This window comes from Burkholderia sp. SIMBA_062 (genome assembly GCF_046534765.1).
Classification (GTDB): domain Bacteria; phylum Pseudomonadota; class Gammaproteobacteria; order Burkholderiales; family Burkholderiaceae; genus Burkholderia; species Burkholderia ambifaria.
On the sequence record NZ_JAWRYD010000039.1, the window covers coordinates 21,049 to 40,234 of the forward strand.

Consider the following 19,186-nt stretch of genomic DNA (forward strand, 5'->3'; position numbering starts at 1 on the left):
GCCGTCCCTATTTTTCCCGCGCCGCCGCGCTTTGTCCGGCCGCGCCGCCTCACCGGTCCGAAGGATTCCATGAGCCTCAAATGCGGCATCGTCGGCTTGCCCAACGTCGGCAAGTCCACCCTGTTCAATGCGCTGACCAAGGCCGGCATCGCCGCCGAGAACTACCCGTTCTGCACGATCGAGCCGAACGTCGGCATCGTCGAAGTGCCCGACACGCGCCTGAAGGCGCTGTCCGAAATCGTGAAGCCCGAGCGCGTCGTGCCGGCCGTCGTCGAATTCGTCGACATCGCCGGCCTCGTCGCGGGCGCGAGCAAGGGTGAAGGCCTCGGCAACCAGTTCCTCGCGAACATCCGCGAAACCGATGCGATCACGCACGTCGTGCGCTGCTTCGAGGACGACAACGTCATCCACGTCGCCGGCAAGGTCAGCCCGATCGACGACATCGAAGTGATCAACACCGAACTCGCGCTCGCCGACCTCGCCACCGTCGAGAAGGCGCTCACGCGCTACTCGAAGGCCGCGAAATCGGGCAACGACAAGGAAGCGGGCAAGCTCGCCGCGGTGCTCGAGAAGGTGCGCGCGCACCTCGACCAGGGCAAGGCCGTGCGCGGCCTCGATCTGTCGGACGACGAGCAGGCGCTGCTCAAGCCGTTCTGCCTGATCACCGCGAAGCCGGCGATGTACGTCGCGAACGTGAAGGACGACGGCTTCGAGAACAACCCGCACCTCGAAGCGGTGCGCAAGTACGCGGAAAGCGAGAATTCGCCGGTGGTCGCGGTGTGCGCGGCGATCGAGGCGGAAATCGCCGATCTCGACGATGCGGACAAGGAAGCGTTCCTCGCCGACATGGGCATGCAAGAGCCGGGCCTCGACCGCGTGATTCGCGCGGGCTTCAAGCTGCTCGGCCTGCAGACCTACTTCACCGCGGGCGTGAAGGAAGTGCGCGCGTGGACGATCCACATCGGCGACACGGCGCCGCAAGCGGCCGGCGTGATTCACACCGACTTCGAGCGCGGCTTCATTCGCGCGCAGACGATCGCGTTCGACGACTTCGTTTCCTACAAGGGCGAACAGGGTGCGAAGGAAGCCGGCAGGATGCGTGCGGAAGGGAAGGAATATGTCGTGCACGACGGGGACGTGATGAACTTCCTGTTCAACGTCTGACGCAATGCCCCATCACCCCGCAGGAGGTGGCATGGCACACGCATCCCGCTAACACCACCGCGATTCCGTTAGAATTAAATTCTGCCCTCGATCCAATGTCGAGGGCTTTTTTATGGACGTAACTCAGCGGACCCGCATACAATTTTATGCACCGCAAATGAGCAGATAGGCAAACACCGTTTGCTCGAAAAATAGGACGCGACATGGCATTGATAGAAGGCTTCCGCGTGCGCAACTATCGCGCTTTGCATGATGTAACTCTAGGAAAACTATCCACTGAACAGAAAGGTGATCCACTTACACCTTTCACGGTAGTAATTGGAAAGAACGGCGTAGGCAAAAGCACGCTGTTCGATGCCTTTGGATTCGTCGCCGACTGTCTTTCGACCGACGTAGAAACCGCGTGTGATGCCAAGCAGCGTGGTGGATTTGAGCGCATGCGCTCCCTCGGAACAGATGAAGCAATCAGTTTTGAGATTTACTATCGCGAGGCAAAAGGTGAGCGACCAATCACATATGAACTCGCCATCAATCTCGATGAAACTGGTCGGCCATTTGTTGAGTCAGAGGTTCTTAAACAACGGCGTAAAGGACAGAAACACGGGCGTCCTTATCCTTTCCTCCGACTTCATCACGGCATAGGAAAGGTATGGGCTGGTGAAGAAGCGGTTGAAACAACTAGCGGCGAAGAAGATCGCGCACAGGAAGATGTCGAGTTAACTGACCTGCGTCAACTCGGAATTGCCACACTCGGAACTCTTAAAGAGCACCCTCGCATTAAACGTTTTCGAGATTTTCTGAAAGGCTGGTATTTATCTTACTTTCATCCGGACGCCGCACGATCAATTCCATCAGCCGGCGCACAACGTCACCTTAATATTCACGGCGACAATATCGGGAACGTAGTCCAATACATGGAGCGCGAACACAAGGAGCGCTTCAAGACCATATTAGAGCGAATCGCCACCAAAATTCCCGGCGTACAAAGCATCACCACGACCATCACTCAAGACAAACGAGTTCTCCTTCAGTTTAACGATGGGGCATTCAGAGACCCGTTTTACGCAGGCCAAATGTCTGATGGCACCTTGAAAATCTTTGCGTACCTCTTATTGATGGAGGACCCAGATCCGCCTCCATTCATTTGCATTGAAGAGCCCGAGAACGGGCTCTATCATCGCCTATTGGATTCGCTCGCTTATGAGTTGCGCAGTCACGCAACCGGCAAGAAAAATGCACCCCAAATATTTGTGACAACTCATCAGCCATATTTTGTTGATGCGTTGTCACCAAAAGAGGTTTGGATATTAGAGAAAGGTAATGACGGCTTCTCTTCAATCCGCCGAGCTTCCGATATTGAATTGGTCCGCAATTTGGTAGACGAAGGATTGCCACTTGGCGGCCTTTGGTACAGCGACTACCTTGATGCGAGGTAAGCATGCACATCGAGGTACTGGTTGAAGATAGCTCAGGCGCGAAGCTGATTGAAAATTTACTACCCAGAATCGTAGGGACATATGGAGAGCCGCATACTTGGCGCGTTCACATCTACAAGGGAATTGGCCGCATTCCGCCCAATCTTTCGCCTAAAGCAGACCCTGCAAAACGCGCCCTGCTTGATCAATTGCCGCGCCTTCTTTCAGGATATGGGAAAACGCCAGGCATTGACGCAGTAGTAGTGGTTTTGGACAGCGATCGCCGCGACTGCAAAACATTTCTACGAGAGCTAAATTCATTGAGTGCGAAGTGCAACCCCGCGCCAAAAACTCTGTTCCGGCTCGCTATCGAAGAAATGGAAGCTTGGTTTTTTGGTGATCGGCAAGCTCTGTTGAGAGCCTATCCGAGAGCACGCAAGGAAGTACTCGGTCGCTACGAGCAGGACAGTGTTTGTGATACATGGGAGCTACTGGCGGACGCAATCTATCCCGGCGGGCGTTCTGCAATCGAAGCCGAAGGGTGGCCTTTACCTGGACAGGTCAAACATGAATGGGCGGAGACTATCGGCCCTTACATGGACATTGACGCCAACACATCGCCAAGCTTCTGCAAATTTCGTGACGGACTGCGACGTCTAATCGGCTGATCGAGTATCAGCGACTCGTATAAGCGAAATCATTCGGGATAGGACAACGAATCACACACCCTATCCCGAACTCTCTGGTTCAACAGCCGGGCGACGCTAACAGCGCGTTGCTGAATTCGCCATTTAAGTCACTCAAAAGCGAATTGATCCGCCAATCGGCGTCACGTCGCCGTCGCCCGCGGCCCCGCCCCTGCCCGCGCATCGCGACCGCGCTTGTTCAACCACGCGGCAAACAGCACGATCAGCGCCAGCACGGCCGTCGCACCCACTTCCATCCGGTGTTCCTCGCTGACGAACATCACGGTCAGCGTGCCGCAAATGAACAGGATCACCGCCCACGTGAGCCACGGGAACAGCCACATCCGCAGCGTCAGGTCGGCGCTGCCCGATTCGAGCGTCTTGCGCATCCGCAGCTGCGAGATCGCGATCACGAGATACACGAGCAGCGCGATCGCACCCGACGTCGCCAGCAGGAAGCCGAACACCTGTTCCGGCATCAGGTAGTTGGCGATCACGGTCAGGAAACCGAACGCCGTCGATGCGAGCACGGCCGCACGCGGCGTGCCGGTCGAATCGGTGCGGTGCAGGAACGCGGGCGCGTCCTTGCGCCGGGACAGCGAGAACAGCATCCGCGACGCGGTGTACAACGCGGAATTCAGGCAGCTCGCGACCGACACGAGCACGATCACGTCGATGATCGCCTTCGCGTTCGGAACGCCGATCAGCTCCATCGCACGCTGATACGAGCCGTGCTTCGGCAGCAGCGGATCGTTCCACGGCACGATGGCCGCGACGACGAGGATCGAGCCGAGATAGAACAGCGTGATGCGCCAGATCACCGAGTTCGTCGCACGCACGATCTGGCGTTGCGGGTTATCCGATTCGGCGGCCGCGATCGTCACGATCTCGGTGCCGAGGAACGAGAACATCGTCGTCAGCATCGCCGCGAGCACCGCACTGGCGCCGTGCGGCATGAAGCCGTCATGTGCAAACAGGTTCGACACGCCCGACACGGCCGGGGCAGGAACGATGCCGACGATCGCCGCGCCGCCGATGCACAGGAACACGACGATCGCGACGACCTTGATCAGCGCGAACCAGAATTCGAATTCGCCGTAGTTCTTGACCGAGAAGAGGTTGGTGATCGTCAACAGCAGCGTGATGCCGAGCGCGAAGATCCAGGTCGCGACGCCGGGGAACCACGCATTGAGAATGGTCGCGGCGGCGGTCGCCTCGATCGGGATCACGAGCACCCAGAACCACCAGTACAGCCAGCCGATGGTGAAGCCTGCCCAGTGGCCGATCGCGCGATCGGCATAGGTCGAGAACGAACCGCTGTCCGGATGCGCGACGGCCATCTCGCCGAGCATGCGCATCACCAGCACGACCAGCACGCCCGCGATCGCATACGCGAGGATCGAAGCCGGACCGGCCTCGGCGATCGCGTGGCCGGAGCCGACGAACAAGCCCGCGCCGATGACGCCGGCAATCGACATCATCGTCACGTGACGCTGCTTCAGGCCCGTGCCGAGGCCGGTGTTGCTTCCACTCATATGTCTCTCTCCAAAAAACGATTCCGGTACGACCGGGGGTCTCGTGAAGGCGGCGCGGGGAGTTGTCGTTGTTGAACCGGGCAGCCCGCCGCGCGTGCGCGGCATGCGGGCAGGAAGCCGGATCGAGCCTGTTTCGGTCGGTGCGCGACGCAGTGTCTGCGAAGCTGCGGGTGCGATGCGGCACTCGGGGATGCCGGCGCATCGCGTGCGCCCGTTCCGTCGGCTGTCGGTCAGCCGCCTTCGAAGCGAACGAGTGTAAGCATCAAACGGTTCTTCACTGAGAACCAATTGAAGAATTTCGATGGAACCACTTGTTGCATCGAGGTGAATCGATGCAACGCTTGGTCCGGTTGGGCATCCGCTGGGCGCGCGGCCAGATCGGGCAATCGAAGGCAATGGTGCCCCCTGGGCATCGCGGCGGCCCCGTTCCGTCGAAGAGGTTCGTTCACCGCGCGGGCGCCGCGCCGGATGCTCAGTTCGCGCCGCGTGCCCCTTCGTCGCGCCATTTGGCCGGCACGATCGCCTGCCATTCTCGCAGAAGCAGATTTTCCACGGCGTCGGGATGCGCGGCCTAGCGTCGCCGCGCCTCGGCGCAGCGGCGCCGATCTTCAGCCGATCGGCTAACATGCGGCCCGGGATCGACAGCAGATAACAACATCCGGAGAGAGACCATGCCTGCCCAGCTCCGCCGCGCGATGCGCATCGCGACCCTGTCCGCCGCGCTGTTCGCCGCGTGCGCCGCCGTGCCGCCTATGGCGCACGCGTATCGCGCGTCGCCCGGGTACGGCAACGAAGCCGACCTCGACCGGCACGACACGTACCGCAATCGCGACGGCGACACCGTCCATGCGCCGGCCCATTCGAAATCGGGCCGCGTGCCCGAGGGCGCGAGCGCGCGCTGCCGCGACGGTACGTACAGCTTCAGCCGCCATCGGCGCGGCACCTGTTCGGGGCACGGCGGCGTCGCCGCGTGGCTGTGAACGCGGGTCGGCCGAATGGCCGGCGCGGTGTCAGCGGCAGCCGGCGGCGAAGTACAATACGCGCTCGCGCCGCCAACCCGCGGCGACACCGCCGCGCCCCGCGCGGCACGCTCCTTACCGAATCACCCGACGCCACGCATGCCCATGCGCCGCGAGGCAGTCTCAACCCATTCTGACTTTCACATCCAAATGGCCCAATACGTTTTCACGATGAACCGGGTCGGCAAGATCGTGCCGCCCAAGCGCCAGATCCTGAAGGACATCTCGCTGTCGTTCTTTCCCGGCGCGAAGATCGGCGTGCTCGGCCTGAACGGCTCCGGCAAATCGACGCTGATCCGCATCATGGCGGGCGTCGACAAGGACATCGAAGGCGAAGCGACGCCGATGCCGAACCTGAACATCGGCTATCTGCCGCAGGAACCGCAGCTCGACCCGACGAAGACGGTGCGCGAAGCCGTCGAGGAAGGCCTCGGCGACCTGTTCCAGGCGAACAAGAAGCTCGAGGAAATCTACGCCGCGTATGCGGAACCGGACGCCGACTTCGACGCGCTCGCGGCCGAGCAGGCGAAATACGAAGCGATCCTCGCGTCGAGCGACGGCGGCAGCCCGGAGCAGCAGCTCGAAGTGGCCGCCGACGCGCTGCGCCTGCCGGCGTGGGACGCGAAGATCGAGCACCTGTCGGGCGGCGAAAAGCGCCGCGTCGCGCTGTGCAAGCTGCTGCTCGAGAAGCCGGACATGCTGCTGCTCGACGAACCGACCAACCACCTCGACGCCGAATCGGTCGACTGGCTCGAGCAGTTCCTGGTGCGCTTCCCGGGCACCGTCGTCGCCGTCACGCACGATCGCTACTTCCTCGACAACGCAGCCGAGTGGATTCTCGAACTCGACCGTGGCCACGGCATTCCGTGGAAGGGCAACTACAGCAGCTGGCTCGACCAGAAGGAAGAGCGCCTGAAGCAGGAAGAAGCATCGGAATCGGCGCGCCAGAAGGCGATCAAGAAGGAACTGGAGTGGGTGCGCCAGAACCCGAAGGGCCGCCAGGCGAAGTCGAAGGCGCGTATCGCGCGCTTCGAGGAGCTGAACAGCCAGGAATACCAGAAGCGCAACGAAACGCAGGAAATCTTCATCCCGGTCGGCGACCGCCTCGGCAATGAAGTGATCGAGTTCAAGAACGTCAGCAAGGCGTTCGGCGATCGCCTGCTGATCGACAACCTGAACCTGAAGATCCCCGCCGGCGCGATCGTCGGCATCATCGGCCCGAACGGCGCCGGCAAGTCGACGCTGTTCCGGATGCTGACCGGCCAGGAACAGCCGGATTCGGGCGAAGTCGTGATGGGCCCGACGGTAAAGCTCGCATACGTCGACCAGAGCCGCGACGCGCTCGACGGCTCGAAGACGGTGTTCGAGGAAATCTCGGGCGGCGCCGACGTGCTGACGGTTGGCAAGTACGAAACGCCGTCGCGTGCGTACATCGGCCGCTTCAACTTCAAGGGCGGCGACCAGCAGAAGATCGTCGGCAACCTGTCCGGCGGCGAACGCGGCCGCCTGCACCTCGCGAAGACCCTGATCTCCGGCGGCAACGTGCTGCTGCTCGACGAACCGTCGAACGACCTCGACGTCGAAACGCTGCGTGCGCTGGAAGACGCGCTGCTCGAGTTCGCAGGCTCGGTGATGGTGATCTCGCACGATCGCTGGTTCCTCGACCGGATCGCGACGCACATCCTCGCGTTCGAAGGCGATTCGCAGGTCACGTTCTTCGACGGCAACTACCAGGAATACGAAGCAGACAAGCGTGCACGCCTCGGCGAGGAAGCCGCGAAGCCGAAGCGCCTGCGCTACAAGCCGATCAGCCGCTGAACGGCGCGGCTCGGGCAACCGGCACTGCGGCAACGCGGGCCGGTGCCGAAAGCGGCCGCCGCCGGATCGGCAACACGACAAAGCGGGCCGCCGGCCCGCTTTTTTTATCCGGCTGTCGCTCGGCCGCCTACGCGAGCGCGCCCAGTTCGCGCAGGCGCGCCTCGGTCGCTGCCGCGCTCGTGTGATGAATGCCATGCCAGCCGAGCGCCGTCGCGGCCGCCGCGTTCTTCGCGTTGTCGTCGATGAACACGAGTTCGTGCGGCGCGATGCCCGGCAGATGCGGATCGATCCGCGCGTGCATTTCGCGATAGATCGCCGGATCGGGTTTCACGAGCTTCACGCGGCCCGACACGACGATATCCTTGAAGCGCCGCAGCACCGGGAAGTTGTCCCATGCATACGGAAAGGTCTGCGCGGACCAGTTGGTCAACCCGAAGAGCGGTATCCCCTGCGCGTCGAGCCGGTCGACCAGCGCGGCGCCTTCGTCGAGCACGCCGCCGATCATCTCGTGCCAGCGTGCGTAGAACGCGCGGATCAGCGCCTCGTGCTCCGGAAACTTCGCGACGAGCTCGCTCGTTCCCTCGTCGATCGTCTGCCCGCCGTCCTGGCGGATCACCCAGTCCATCGCGCACACGTGCGTGAGGAACCAGCGGCGCTCCGCTTCATCCGGAATCAGTTGCCGGTACAGATAGTCGGGGCTCCAGTCGATCAGCACGCCGCCGAAATCGAACACCACGGCCTTGATCGTCATGCGAACTCCGTTGCAAGCACGTCCGCGAGCGGACGCGGCCGGACCGCGTTGCCCGACAGCGTATTGTTTTCCCAGACGAAGTGATGATGCGCGACGATCTGCGCGGCCGACAGGTGCGTGCGCTCGTTCGTCGTGTGGAGGTCGGAGACGACGGTCGTCCGGTAGCCGAGCAGTGCCGCGCGGCGGGCGGCCGAATCGACGCAGAATTCGGTCGCATAGCCGCAGATCAGCACCGAACGGATACCGTGGCCGTCGAGCTGCGCGGCAAGCGGCGTGTCGTGGAACGAATCGCTCATCCGCTTGCGGATGCGCCAGTCGGCGCCTCCGACGATCAACGCCTCATGCAGTTCCCAGCCGGGCGTGCCGGGCACGATGTCGTCGTCCGCATCGCCGTCGTGCTGCACGAAGCACACGGGCGCGTGCGCCGCGCGCGCGGCCGCCGTCAGCCGGTTGATGCCCGACACGACGTCGTCGAGCCGGTACGCGGGCCGCGCCCGCTGCACCAGCCCGCGCTGCATGTCGATCACGATCACTGCGGTGTCTGCCATCGGTTGCCCTCTCGGTCATGGTCCGGCCGTCGTGCGGCCGGTATCGCGTGTTGCGTCAGATCGGCTGCGTGCGCGCGTCGAGCCACGCCTTCGCGTCGCCGCTCACGTGCCGGCCGACACGCTCGCGCACGGTCGCGTGATACGCGTTCAGCCACGCGCGCTCTTCGTCATGCAGCATCTCGACCAGCACGCAGCGCGTGTCGATCGGGCACAACGTGAGCGTCTCGAACGCGAGGAAGTCGCCGAACTCGGTCTGCCCGCCCGCGCGGTTCACGACCAGGTTCTCGATCCGGATGCCCCATTTGCCGGGTCGGTACACGCCCGGCTCGATCGACGTGATCATCCCTTCTTCCATCGCCGTGTACGGCTCGGCCGGCGCGTAGTGCGAGATGACCTGCGGGCCCTCGTGCACGTTCAGGAAGTAGCCCACGCCGTGGCCGGTGCCGTGGCCGTAGTCGAGCCCGGCCGCCCACATCGGTGCGCGCGCGATCGCATCGAGCATCGGCGAGCGGATGCCGCGCGGAAAGCGTGCGCGCGACAGCGCCATCATCGACCGCAGCACGATCGTGAAATCGCGGCGCTGCAGGTCGCTGAGCGTGCCGACCGGCACGACGCGCGTGATGTCGGTGGTGCCGGTCGTGTACTGGCCGCCCGAATCGATGAGCAGCAGGCCGTCGCCGGCGATCGTCGCGTGCGATGCGGGCGTTGCGCGATAGTGCGGCATCGCGCCGTTCGCGTTGAAGCCGGCAATCGTCGCGAAGCTCGGCGACACGTAGCCGGGGCGCCGTGCGCGCGCGGCCGTGAGCTGCTCGTCGATCGTCAGCTCGGTGATGGTCTCGCGGTTCACCGCCTGCTCGAACCACGCGAAGAATTCGGCAAGCGCGGCGCCGTCGTGCTCCATCGTCACGCGCACGTGCTCGATCTCGGCGGACGTCTTGCGCGACTTCGCGAACGTCGACGGGTTCACCGCCTCGATCAGCTTCACGCCGGCCGGCACGGCCTCGAGCGTGCCGAACGTCACGCGGCGCGGATCGATCAGCAGCGTCGCGCCGTCGGGCAGCGCCGCGAGCGACGCGTGCACCGCGTCGTACGCACGGACTTCGACGCCGTCGCGCGCGAGCGACGCGGCCAGCGCCGGCGACACCTTGCCGTCGGCGACGAACAGCGTCGCGCGATCGGCGCCGATCAGCGCGTGCGCGACGAACACGGGGTTGAAGTTGACGTCGGCGCCGCGCAGGTTGAACAGCCATGCGAGATCGTCGAGCGTCGACACAAAATGCCATTGCGCGCCCTGCGCGTGCATCGCACGGCGCACTTCGGCGAGCTTGCTCGCGCGCGTCGTGTCGGCCTGCGGCGCCAGGTGCTCGAACACCGCGTCGCCCGGCAGCCCGGGGCGCTCCGGCCAGATCGCGTCGAGCAAATCGAGATCGGTGCGCAGTGCGATGCCGCGCCCGCTCAGCGCGGCCGTCAGCGCGCGTGCCGCCGTGACGCCGAGCACGGCGCCGTCGACGCCGACCGTCGCACCGGCCGGCACGTTCTGCGCGAGCCAGTCGACGTGGGGCGCGCTCTGCTGGCCGCCCGTCATCTTCATCAGCTGGACGCCCGTGCCGGCGAGTTCGGCCTCGGCCTGCACCCAGTAACGGCTGTCGACCCACAAGCCCGCGAAATCCGCGGTCACGACCAGCGTGCCGACCGAGCCCGTGAAACCGGACAGCCAGCGGCGCGCCTGCCAGCGCTCGGGCAGGTACTCGGACAGGTGCGGATCGGCGGACGGCACGAGATAGGCGGCCAGATCCTCGCGGACCATCGCGCCGCGCAGCAGCGCGAGGCGGGCCGGCACCGGCGAGACTTCGGGGAGACGGGCATTCATGATTTCACCTGAGCGCTTTCGCGACGGGCCGACAGGGCGACCGTCACGGCTACGGCGAGGAACGCGACACCGGTGCAGACCGGCCATTCGAGCGTTTCGCCATCGTAAAACAGTCCAGAGAGGTTGCCGGCCATGCGCGCGGCGGCGGCGCCTGCGATGCCGACCAGCACCACGATCCACCATGCCGGCCGGCCCGTGCGCCGCATCGGATGCAGCCACCGGCCGAACAGCCCGACGGCCGCTCCCAGGACAAGGATTCCAAACCAGTTCATTCGACGCCTTCTATAAATTCAGATTCGTCCCATAGGCGTGAACGTTGCCAGCGGCTAGCATCGATTCATCCATCGAACCCGAGACCAGCCGGGCGCCGCGAACATTCGAGTGTAGGGGCCGACCCGACGTTATGGCAAGCGCGCACCGGCAGCCGTATTGAAGAAATCCTCATGCGAATCGCCCTGATCGATCCGGAGGCGCGTCATGCTGCGCTCCTGAACCGCCTGCTCTTTGCCGGCGGTCATGTATGTCACGCGTTTCCGTCCAGCGCGGCGTTCTTCGAGTGGCTCGCCACCGATACCTGCGACATGCTGATCACCGGCAACTGGGCCGGCGATCAGCCCGCCGAGGAAGTCATTCCGCGGGCGCAGGCGATCCTGCCCGGGCTGCCGGCGATCGCCGTGATGCAGCTGCCGCGCGAAAGCGAAGTCGTGTCGTGCCTGCACGCTGGCGCCGACGACTGCCTCGTGCGCCCGGTGAGCGGACCCGAGCTGCTCGCACGCGTCAATGCGCTGAGCCGGCGCGCCGGCGTGCGGCGGCCGCCGAACCGCTCGCGCGAAATGTATGGAGAATACGCATTCGACGCGACTCACAGCCTCGTGCGCTTCGGCGACGCGGTCGTCGCGCTCACGCCGAAGGAGTTCCGCTTCGCGCAGCTGCTGTTCGCGAATCTGTCCCGGCCCGTATCGCGCGCCCATATCCTCGAAACCGTCTGGGCCTGCCGCCGCGACATGAAGTCGCGCACGCTCGACACCCATGCGTCCCGGCTGCGCAGCAAGCTGCAACTGCTCCCGGAGCACGGCTACCGGCTTCTGCCGCTCTACGGCTACGGCTATCAGCTTGACCGCGTACCGATCGAGCCCCCAAATTCGAGGCCGCGCCACGCTGATGCCCGGTATGCCGCGAGTGAGGAAATCGCCGAAACGCTATAATATGGGGCTAAACGATAGCCCTCGATATGCAACTCCTCACGATCGGAATCAACCACCACACTGCGCCTGTCGCCCTGCGCGAACGCGTGGCGTTTCCGCTCGAGCAAATCAAGCCGGCTCTCGTCACGTTCAAGAACGTGTTCCTCGGCCCCCACGCGCCCAATGCACCGGAAGCCGCGATCCTCTCCACCTGCAACCGCACCGAACTCTATTGCGCGACCGACGATCGGGCCGCACGCGAGGGGGCGATTCGCTGGCTGTCGGAGTACCACCGGATTCCCGTCGACGAACTCGCGCCGCACGTCTACGCGCTGCCGCAGTCTGAAGCGGTGCGGCACGCATTCCGCGTCGCGTCGGGCCTCGATTCGATGGTGCTCGGCGAAACGCAGATTCTGGGCCAGATGAAGGACGCGGTGCGCACCGCGACGGAAGCCGGCGCACTCGGCACCTATCTGAATCAGCTGTTCCAGCGCACGTTCGCCGTCGCAAAGGAAGTACGCGGCACGACCGAGATCGGCGCGCAGTCGGTGTCGATGGCCGCCGCCGCCGTCCGTCTCGCGCAGCGCATCTTTGAAAAGGTGTCGGATCAGCGCGTGCTGTTCATCGGCGCCGGCGAGATGATCGAGCTGTGCGCGACGCACTTCGCCGCGCAGAGCCCGCGCGAGCTCGTGATCGCGAACCGCACGGCCGAACGCGGCCAGCGGCTCGCCGAACGCTTCAACGGCCGAGCGATGCCGCTGTCGGACCTGCCGGTGCGGATGCACGAGTTCGACATCATCGTGTCGTGCACCGCGTCGACGCTGCCGATCATCGGCCTCGGCGCGGTCGAGCGCGCGGTGAAAGCGCGCCGCCACCGGCCGATCTTCATGGTCGACCTCGCGGTGCCGCGCGACATCGAGCCGGAAGTCGGCAAGCTGAAGGACGTATTCCTCTACACCGTCGACGATCTCGGCGCGATCGTGCGCGAAGGCAACGCGTCGCGCCAGGCCGCGGTCGCGCAGGCCGAGACGATCATCGAGACGCGTGTACAGAATTTCATGCAATGGCTCGACACGCGCAGCGTCGTGCCGGTGATCCGTCACATGCATACGCAGGCCGACGCGCTGCGCCGTGCGGAAGTCGAAAAGGCGCAGAAGCTGCTCGCGCGCGGCGACGATCCGGCCGCCGTCCTCGAAGCGCTGTCGCAGGCGCTCACCAACAAGCTGATCCACGGCCCGACGAGCGCGCTCAACCGCGTGAACGGCGCCGACCGCGATTCGCTGATCGACCTGATGCGCGGCTTCTACCAGCACGCGCCGCGCTCGAACGACCCGTCCGGCCACTAGCGCCGGCCCGGGTGCCCTGCCGCCGGCCGCGAGCCGGCCTATCCTTTCCGAATACCCTTGCCCGGGAGCGCCGCTCCACACCATGAAGACGAGCATGCAACGCAAGCTCGACCAGCTGTCTACCCGGCTGGCCGAACTGAACGACCTGTTGAGCCGCGAAAACGTCACGGCCGATCTCGACCAGTACCGCAGGCTGACGCGCGAACACGCGGAACTCGGCCCGGTCGTCGAGCAGTACGCGCTGTGGCGCCAGTCGCGCAACGACGAGACGGCCGCACAGGAGCTGCTCGCCGATGCATCGATGCGCGATTTCGGCGAAGACGAGATTCGCAGCGCACGTGAGCGCATGGTCCGCCTCGAAGGCGAGTTGCAGAAGATGCTGCTGCCGAAGGACCCGAACGACGACCGCAACATCTTCCTCGAAATCCGCGCGGGCGCCGGCGGCGACGAATCGGCGCTGTTCGCGGGCGATCTCCTGCGCATGTACCTGCGCTTCGCGGAACGCCAGCGCTGGCAGGTCGAGATGATGTCGGAAAGCGCGTCGGATCTCGGCGGCTACAAGGAAGTGATCGTGCGGATCGCCGGCCAGGGCGCGTACTCGCGCCTGAAGTTCGAGTCGGGCGGCCATCGGGTGCAACGCGTGCCGGCCACCGAGACGCAGGGGCGCATCCACACGTCCGCATGCACGGTCGCGGTGATGCCGGAAGCGGACGAGATCGGCGAGGTCGAGATCAATCCGGCCGACCTGCGGATCGACACGTTCCGCGCGTCGGGCGCGGGCGGCCAGCACATCAACAAGACCGATTCGGCGGTGCGCGTCACGCACATCCCGACCGGGATCGTCGTCGAATGCCAGGACGACCGTTCGCAGCACAAGAACAAGGACCGCGCGCTGAAGGTGCTCGCCGCGCGCATCAAGGACAAGCAGTATCACGAGCAGCATGCGAAGGAAGCGGCGACGCGCAAGAGCCTGATCGGCTCGGGCGACCGCTCGGAACGGATCCGCACGTACAACTTCCCGCAAGGCCGGATGACCGACCACCGGATCAACCTGACGCTGTACCGGCTCGAGGCGCTGATGGACGGCGATCTCGACGAACTGATCGGCGCGCTCGTCACCGAGCACCAGGCCGAACTGCTCGCGTCGCTCGGCGACACCGACTGAGGCCGCGATGCCCGACACCACCGCCGACGACCTGCTGCGCGCGTCGCCGCTCGACGCGGTCGATGCACGCGTGCTGCTCGCGCATGCGCTCGGCTGGACCCGCACGCAACTGATCACGCGCGGCGACGCCCCGCTCGAGCCCGCGTCGATCGAGCGCTACCGCGTGCTCGAAGCGCGCCGCGTGGCCGGCGAGCCGGTCGCACAGCTCGTCGGGATGCGCGAATTCTTCGGCCGGCCGTTCGATGTGACGCCCGACGTGCTGATTCCGCGCCCGGAAACCGAACTGCTCGTCGAAGCCGCGCTCGACGCAATCGACGGACGGCCGCATCCGGCCGTGCTCGATCTCGGCACCGGCAGCGGCGCGATCGCCGTGTCGATCGCGGCGGAACGGCCTGACGCACGCGTATGGGCGCTCGACCGTTCGCCGGCCGCGCTCGACGTCGCACGGCGCAACGCGGACAAGCTGCTCGACGCGCGCCGCCCCGGCGGCGCGCTGCACTGGCTGCAGAGCGACTGGTACGCCGCGCTCGAGCCGGCGCTCGCGTTCGACACGATCGTCAGCAACCCGCCGTACATCGCGCAGCACGATCCGCACCTTGCGCAGGGCGACCTGCGGTTCGAGCCGCGCGGCGCGCTTACCGACGACGCCGACGGCCTGAGCGCGATCCGCACGATCGTCGCGGGCGCCGGCGCTTACCTGAAACCGGGCGGCACGCTGTGGATCGAGCACGGCTACGACCAGGCCGAAGCCGTGCGCGCGCTGCTCGTGTCGCGCGGCTTCGTCGCGGTCGAATCGCGCGCCGATCTGGCCGCGATCGAACGCACGACCGGCGGCCGCCGGCCCGGCTGATGGCCGGCCCGACCGGTTGAAATCCGCTATCATTTCGTACCAACGCCCCGCAAACGCAAGGTCAGTCATGGACACCCAACAACGTATCAAGCAAATCGTCGACGAAAACCAGGTCGTGCTCTTCATGAAGGGCAACGCGCAATTCCCGATGTGCGGCTTCTCGGGCCGCGCCGTGCAGGTGCTGAAAGCCTGCGGCGTCGACCAGTTCAAGACGGTCAACGTGCTCGAGGACGACGAAATCCGCCAGGGCATCAAGGAATTCTCGAACTGGCCGACCATCCCGCAGCTGTATGTAAAGGGCGAATTCGTCGGCGGCTCGGACATCATGATGGAGATGTACCAGTCGGGCGAACTCCAGCAACTGTTCGCCGCCGCGTAACGTCCCCTTCCCGATGGCATCTCCCAGCGCGCCGCCACGCCGGCTGATCGTCGCGATCACCGGCGCCACCGGCGCGGTCTACGGCGTGCGGCTGCTCGAATTGCTGCGCGCCGCCGGCGGCGTCGAAACGCATCTGCTCGTTTCGAACGCCGGCTGGCTCAATATCCAGCATGAACTGAAGCTGTCGAAGGCCGAAGTCGAAAGCCGTGCGGATGTCGTGCATTCGGTGCGCGATGTCGGCGCGACGATCGCGTCGGGCTCGTTCGCGACCGACGGAATGGTGATCGCACCCTGCTCGATGAAGACGCTTGCGAGCGTCGCGCACGGGCTGTCGGACAACCTGATCACGCGCGCGGCCGACGTCACGCTGAAGGAGCGCCGCCGTCTCGTGCTGATGGTGCGCGAAACGCCGTTCAACCTCGCGCATCTGCGCAACATGACCGCCGTCACCGAAATGGGCGGCATCGTGTTCCCGCCGCTGCCCGCGTTCTACGCGATGCCGAAGACGATCGAGGAACTCGTCGACCAGACCGTCATGCGCGTCCTCGACCTGTTCGCGCTCAGTGCGCCGATGACGACGCCATGGGCCGGGATCCGGCCCGCACAGTAAGCTGTTCGTCGGCGCTTTCGCGCCGTTCCTCACGCATCGTCGTCGATTCAGCCGCCTTCCGGCTCGCTCTGGTCATTTCAAGCGTCGCAGGCCCTCGTGCACACAGAAGCACCCGCATTAACAACCAACAAGATTCAATTAAATTCCTCGCGGCCGATTTATCAATGCGCGGTGCGCGCCTATAGTCACAGGCAAACCCTTTTGCAGGCTCCCCACCATGAATCGCTTGCCTTCGCTTTACCTGTCCCACGGCGCGCCGACGCTGCCGATCGACCCGACGCTGCCGTCCAGCGCGTTCACGCACCTCGGTGCCGAATTGCCGCGCCCGCGCGCGGTGCTGATGCTGTCCGCACACTGGGGCACACAGCAGCCGGTGGCGAGCGTGGCCGCGCATCCTGAAACGATCCACGACTTCCATGGCTTCCCGCGCGCCCTGTACGAGATCCGCTATCCGGCAGCGGGCGCGCCCGAGGTCGCCGAACGGGCGGCGGCGCTGCTGAACGCGGCCGGCATCGCGACCGCGACGACCGAGCACGGCCTCGACCACGGCGCGTGGGTGCCGATGCTGCTGATGTTCCCGGAGGCCGACGTGCCCGTCGCGCAATTGTCGATCCAGCCGCGCGCGGACGCCGCCCATCACTTCGCGCTCGGCCGCGCGCTGCGGCCGCTGCGTGACGAAGGCGTGATGGTGATCGGCTCGGGGCAAATCACGCACAACCTGCGCGCCGCCGATTTCGGCGCGGCGCCCGAGGATGCGGACCCGCGCGTCGCGGAGTTCACCGACTGGTTCGAGGCCAAGCTCACCGCGCGCGATGTCGACGCGCTGCTCGACTATCGCCGCCAGGCGCCGCACGCGGTGCTGATGCATCCGACCGACGAACACCTGCTGCCGGTGTTCACCGCGCTGGGTGCGGCCGACGACGACTACCGGCTCGGCATCCAGTCGCTCGGCACGTATCAGCGCGTGCTTGCGATGACGAACTACGTGTTCGCGAGCGCGGCCGGCTGAGTCGCCCGGCACAGGCACAACCGGCGACCCCAAACAAAAAGCCCGCCCGAGCATCGCTCGGGCGGGCTTTCTTGCGCTTTCCGCCACCGCCGATTCCGGTGGCAGGCAAGCGTCAGACACCGACCCCTTCGAGGATCTCGTCATGCGCTTCGCGCTCGTCGAGATATTGGGTCCGGTAACCCGTGCTCACGCCCCAGAAGTAGAACACCAGCGAAATCGCCGCGACGATCACCATGTCCCAGCCGTACGGCATCAGACCATGGCCGCCGAACTCCTTGCTGCCGATCAGCGACAGCACGGCCATCGTCGGCAGGTACGCGACCAGCCACCATGCGGCCTTCAGGTCGGCGCCCCAGCCGCTCCAGCCAGACTTGGCCTGGAAGAAGAAGTACACCGGCAGCGCGACGATCATCAGCAGGATGATTTCGCCGGTCAGCGGCCACTTCGCCCAGTACAGGATCAGCGATGCGCAGACGAACGCAAACGGTGCGATCAGCTTCATCAGCGGAATCGACAGTGGACGCTCGATGTCGGTCGCCGCGCGGCGCAGCGCCATCAGGCTGATCGGACCGGTCAGGTACGAAATCACCGTCGCCACCGAGATCACCGCCGCGAGCGAGCTCCAGCCGCGGAAGAAGAACAGGAAGATGAACGACACGAGCAGGTTGAACCACATCGCCTGGCGCGGCACCCCGTAGATCGGGTGCACGTTGCCGAACATCTTCGGCAACGTGTTGTTGCGCTCCATCGCGTAGATCATGCGGGTGGTCGTCGCCATGTAGGTCGTGCCGGTACCGCTCGGGCTGACGAACGCGTCGACATACAGCAGGATCGCGAGCCAGTTCAGGTTCAGCGCGATCGCGAGTTCCGCGAACGGCGACGAGAAGTTGAAGTGCTCCCAGCCCTTCGCGACGTCGACCGGATTCACCGAGCCAATGTAGGCCATCTGCAGCAGCACATAGATCACGAGGGCGAGCAGGATCGACGTGATCACCGCGAACGGCACGCTGCGCGACGGATCGCGCGCTTCGCCGGCCAGGTTCACGGGGCTCTGGAAGCCGTTGAACGCGAACACGATGCCGCTCGTCGACACCGCGGTCAGCACGGCCGACCAGCCATACGGCGCGAAGCTTGCGTTCGATGCGGTGCCGAGGTTTTCCGAGTGGAAGCTCGTCAGCATCAGGCCGAGGATCGTGAGGCCGGGGATCAGGAACTTGAAGATCGTGATCGCGGTGTTCGCACGCGCGAAGGCCTTGACGCCCCAGTAGTTCAGCATGAAATAGATGACCACCAGCACGGCCGACAGCAGCAGGCCGGGTGTCGTCAACTCGCCGTTCACGAACAACGCGTGCGCCCATGGATACGGCCACGTGCTCATGTACTGGATCGACGCTTCCGCCTCGATCGGGATCACCGATACGATCGCGATCCAGTTCGCCCATGCGCTGATGAAGCCCACCAGCGAACCGTGCGAGTAGCGCGCATAGCGCACCATGCCGCCGGACTCGGGAAACATCGCGCCCAGTTCGGCGTACGTGAGGGCAATCGCGAGAATCACGACCGCGCCGATAATCCATGCGCAGATCGCCGCCGGACCGGCGATCTTCGCGGCCTTCCAGGCGCCGAACAGCCAGCCCGAGCCGATAATCGAACCCAGCCCCGTCAGCATCAGTGCAAACGGGCCGATGTTCCGTTGAATAGAACTCTTCACATCCTCTCCTGTGTCTCAAAAAGCGTGGTCGGCCAGCTGTCCGGGATCGGCTCGGACAGCACCGCGCGCGTCATTTTGGGGGGACGGGTTACCCGATCGGGGCAACCCGTCCAGCGGCGCGTAGTT

The 19,186-nt window shown here is 64.9% G+C and carries 18 protein-coding genes and 1 pseudogene; 12 read left to right on the forward strand and 7 right to left on the reverse strand.

Going from position 1 to position 19,186, the window contains the following annotated elements:
• The first annotated feature begins 69 nt into the window (after window positions 1-69).
• From ychF to SB786_RS30415, 3 genes are all read left to right on the forward strand, one after another.
• A complete protein-coding gene (ychF, locus tag SB786_RS30405; protein ID WP_410730689.1) occupies window positions 70-1,164 on the forward strand; it encodes a redox-regulated ATPase YchF in 1,095 nt (364 codons plus the stop codon).
• 203 nt (window positions 1,165-1,367) lie between these two features.
• Window positions 1,368-2,600 (forward strand): AAA family ATPase, encoded by a 1,233-nt coding sequence (locus SB786_RS30410; RefSeq protein ID WP_410730690.1) that lies wholly within the window; start codon window positions 1,368-1,370, stop codon window positions 2,598-2,600.
• Window positions 2,601-2,602: 2 nt separating this feature from the next.
• Window positions 2,603-3,247, forward strand: a complete 645-nt coding sequence (locus SB786_RS30415) for a hypothetical protein (protein WP_410730691.1) — start codon at window positions 2,603-2,605, stop codon at window positions 3,245-3,247.
• A 161-nt stretch (window positions 3,248-3,408) separates the two neighbouring features.
• Here SB786_RS30415 and gabP read toward each other — a convergent pair whose 3' ends face one another.
• Together gabP and SB786_RS30425 are read right to left on the reverse strand one after the other, a co-directional pair.
• Window positions 3,409-4,800 carry a GABA permease gene (gene gabP / locus SB786_RS30420; RefSeq protein ID WP_410730692.1) on the reverse strand — a complete coding sequence of 464 codons (1,392 nt, stop codon included), beginning with the start codon at window positions 4,798-4,800 and terminating at the stop codon, window positions 3,409-3,411.
• Between the two features lie 472 nt (window positions 4,801-5,272).
• Window positions 5,273-5,371: pseudogene (locus tag SB786_RS30425) on the reverse strand (MmcQ/YjbR family DNA-binding protein); the annotation flags it as partial.
• A gap of 100 nt (window positions 5,372-5,471) precedes the next feature.
• Here SB786_RS30425 and SB786_RS30430 point away from each other — a divergent pair.
• Window positions 5,472-5,780 carry a DUF3761 domain-containing protein gene (locus SB786_RS30430; RefSeq protein ID WP_410730693.1) on the forward strand — a complete coding sequence of 103 codons (309 nt, stop codon included), beginning with the start codon at window positions 5,472-5,474 and terminating at the stop codon, window positions 5,778-5,780.
• A 189-nt stretch (window positions 5,781-5,969) separates the two neighbouring features.
• Window positions 5,970-7,637 (forward strand): energy-dependent translational throttle protein EttA, encoded by a 1,668-nt coding sequence (gene ettA / locus SB786_RS30435; protein ID WP_410730694.1) that lies wholly within the window; start codon window positions 5,970-5,972, stop codon window positions 7,635-7,637.
• 127 nt (window positions 7,638-7,764) lie between these two features.
• Here the strand turns inward: ettA and SB786_RS30440 are convergent, their stop codons facing one another.
• The 4 genes from SB786_RS30440 to SB786_RS30455 are packed head-to-tail and all read right to left on the reverse strand — an operon-like array spanning window position 7,765 to window position 11,078.
• Window positions 7,765-8,388: an HAD family hydrolase gene (locus tag SB786_RS30440; protein ID WP_410730695.1), complete on the reverse strand. Its 624-nt coding sequence runs from the start codon at window positions 8,386-8,388 to the stop codon at window positions 7,765-7,767.
• Window positions 8,385-8,936: a cysteine hydrolase family protein gene (locus SB786_RS30445; protein ID WP_410730696.1), complete on the reverse strand. Its 552-nt coding sequence runs from the start codon at window positions 8,934-8,936 to the stop codon at window positions 8,385-8,387. The genes SB786_RS30440 and SB786_RS30445 overlap by 4 nt, the downstream gene beginning before the upstream one ends.
• A gap of 55 nt (window positions 8,937-8,991) precedes the next feature.
• The gene (locus tag SB786_RS30450; protein ID WP_410730697.1) at window positions 8,992-10,806 is read right to left on the reverse strand and encodes an aminopeptidase P family protein; all 1,815 of its coding nucleotides are present in this window, start codon (window positions 10,804-10,806) and stop codon (window positions 8,992-8,994) included.
• Entirely contained in the window at window positions 10,803-11,078 is a 276-nt protein-coding gene (locus tag SB786_RS30455; RefSeq protein WP_006755625.1) for a hypothetical protein, read from the reverse strand. The genes SB786_RS30450 and SB786_RS30455 overlap by 4 nt, the downstream gene beginning before the upstream one ends.
• A gap of 171 nt (window positions 11,079-11,249) precedes the next feature.
• On the opposite strand from SB786_RS30455, the gene SB786_RS30460 reads away from it, so the two are divergent.
• The 7 genes from SB786_RS30460 to SB786_RS30490 all read left to right on the forward strand — a co-directional run bounded on the left by SB786_RS30460 (window position 11,250) and on the right by SB786_RS30490 (window position 17,349).
• Complete coding sequence (locus SB786_RS30460) at window positions 11,250-12,011, forward strand: response regulator transcription factor (RefSeq protein ID WP_175758650.1); 762 nt, start codon at window positions 11,250-11,252, stop codon at window positions 12,009-12,011.
• A 26-nt stretch (window positions 12,012-12,037) separates the two neighbouring features.
• Window positions 12,038-13,336 carry a glutamyl-tRNA reductase gene (hemA, locus tag SB786_RS30465; protein WP_410730698.1) on the forward strand — a complete coding sequence of 433 codons (1,299 nt, stop codon included), beginning with the start codon at window positions 12,038-12,040 and terminating at the stop codon, window positions 13,334-13,336.
• Between the two features lie 82 nt (window positions 13,337-13,418).
• The gene (prfA, locus tag SB786_RS30470) at window positions 13,419-14,501 is read left to right on the forward strand and encodes a peptide chain release factor 1 (RefSeq protein ID WP_410730700.1); all 1,083 of its coding nucleotides are present in this window, start codon (window positions 13,419-13,421) and stop codon (window positions 14,499-14,501) included.
• 7 nt (window positions 14,502-14,508) lie between these two features.
• Window positions 14,509-15,351: a peptide chain release factor N(5)-glutamine methyltransferase gene (prmC, locus tag SB786_RS30475; RefSeq protein ID WP_410730701.1), complete on the forward strand. Its 843-nt coding sequence runs from the start codon at window positions 14,509-14,511 to the stop codon at window positions 15,349-15,351.
• A gap of 67 nt (window positions 15,352-15,418) precedes the next feature.
• Window positions 15,419-15,730, forward strand: coding sequence for a Grx4 family monothiol glutaredoxin (grxD, locus tag SB786_RS30480; protein WP_006753626.1), 312 nt, complete (start codon window positions 15,419-15,421; stop codon window positions 15,728-15,730).
• Window positions 15,731-15,743: 13 nt separating this feature from the next.
• Window positions 15,744-16,340: a UbiX family flavin prenyltransferase gene (locus SB786_RS30485; protein WP_410730702.1), complete on the forward strand. Its 597-nt coding sequence runs from the start codon at window positions 15,744-15,746 to the stop codon at window positions 16,338-16,340.
• A 217-nt stretch (window positions 16,341-16,557) separates the two neighbouring features.
• A complete protein-coding gene (locus SB786_RS30490) occupies window positions 16,558-17,349 on the forward strand; it encodes a DODA-type extradiol aromatic ring-opening family dioxygenase (RefSeq protein WP_410730703.1) in 792 nt (263 codons plus the stop codon).
• Between the two features lie 112 nt (window positions 17,350-17,461).
• On the opposite strand, the gene SB786_RS30495 is transcribed toward SB786_RS30490, so the two are convergent.
• The gene (locus SB786_RS30495) at window positions 17,462-19,060 is read right to left on the reverse strand and encodes an APC family permease (protein ID WP_410730704.1); all 1,599 of its coding nucleotides are present in this window, start codon (window positions 19,058-19,060) and stop codon (window positions 17,462-17,464) included.
• Window positions 19,061-19,186: the final 126 nt, after the last annotated feature.

Coding starts and splice junctions, on each gene's coding strand:
- ychF (WP_410730689.1), top strand. CDS start 70: ATGAGCCTCAAATGCGGCATCGTCGGCTTGCCCAACGTCGGCAAGTCC.
- SB786_RS30410 (WP_410730690.1), top strand. CDS start 1,368: ATGGCATTGATAGAAGGCTTCCGCGTGCGCAACTATCGCGCTTTGCAT.
- SB786_RS30415 (WP_410730691.1), top strand. CDS start 2,603: ATGCACATCGAGGTACTGGTTGAAGATAGCTCAGGCGCGAAGCTGATT.
- gabP (WP_410730692.1), bottom strand. CDS start 4,800: ATGAGTGGAAGCAACACCGGCCTCGGCACGGGCCTGAAGCAGCGTCAC.
- SB786_RS30430 (WP_410730693.1), top strand. CDS start 5,472: ATGCCTGCCCAGCTCCGCCGCGCGATGCGCATCGCGACCCTGTCCGCC.
- ettA (WP_410730694.1), top strand. CDS start 5,970: ATGGCCCAATACGTTTTCACGATGAACCGGGTCGGCAAGATCGTGCCG.
- SB786_RS30440 (WP_410730695.1), bottom strand. CDS start 8,388: ATGACGATCAAGGCCGTGGTGTTCGATTTCGGCGGCGTGCTGATCGAC.
- SB786_RS30445 (WP_410730696.1), bottom strand. CDS start 8,936: ATGGCAGACACCGCAGTGATCGTGATCGACATGCAGCGCGGGCTGGTG.
- SB786_RS30450 (WP_410730697.1), bottom strand. CDS start 10,806: ATGAATGCCCGTCTCCCCGAAGTCTCGCCGGTGCCGGCCCGCCTCGCG.
- SB786_RS30455 (WP_006755625.1), bottom strand. CDS start 11,078: ATGAACTGGTTTGGAATCCTTGTCCTGGGAGCGGCCGTCGGGCTGTTC.
- SB786_RS30460 (WP_175758650.1), top strand. CDS start 11,250: ATGCGAATCGCCCTGATCGATCCGGAGGCGCGTCATGCTGCGCTCCTG.
- hemA (WP_410730698.1), top strand. CDS start 12,038: ATGCAACTCCTCACGATCGGAATCAACCACCACACTGCGCCTGTCGCC.
- prfA (WP_410730700.1), top strand. CDS start 13,419: ATGAAGACGAGCATGCAACGCAAGCTCGACCAGCTGTCTACCCGGCTG.
- prmC (WP_410730701.1), top strand. CDS start 14,509: ATGCCCGACACCACCGCCGACGACCTGCTGCGCGCGTCGCCGCTCGAC.
- grxD (WP_006753626.1), top strand. CDS start 15,419: ATGGACACCCAACAACGTATCAAGCAAATCGTCGACGAAAACCAGGTC.
- SB786_RS30485 (WP_410730702.1), top strand. CDS start 15,744: ATGGCATCTCCCAGCGCGCCGCCACGCCGGCTGATCGTCGCGATCACC.
- SB786_RS30490 (WP_410730703.1), top strand. CDS start 16,558: ATGAATCGCTTGCCTTCGCTTTACCTGTCCCACGGCGCGCCGACGCTG.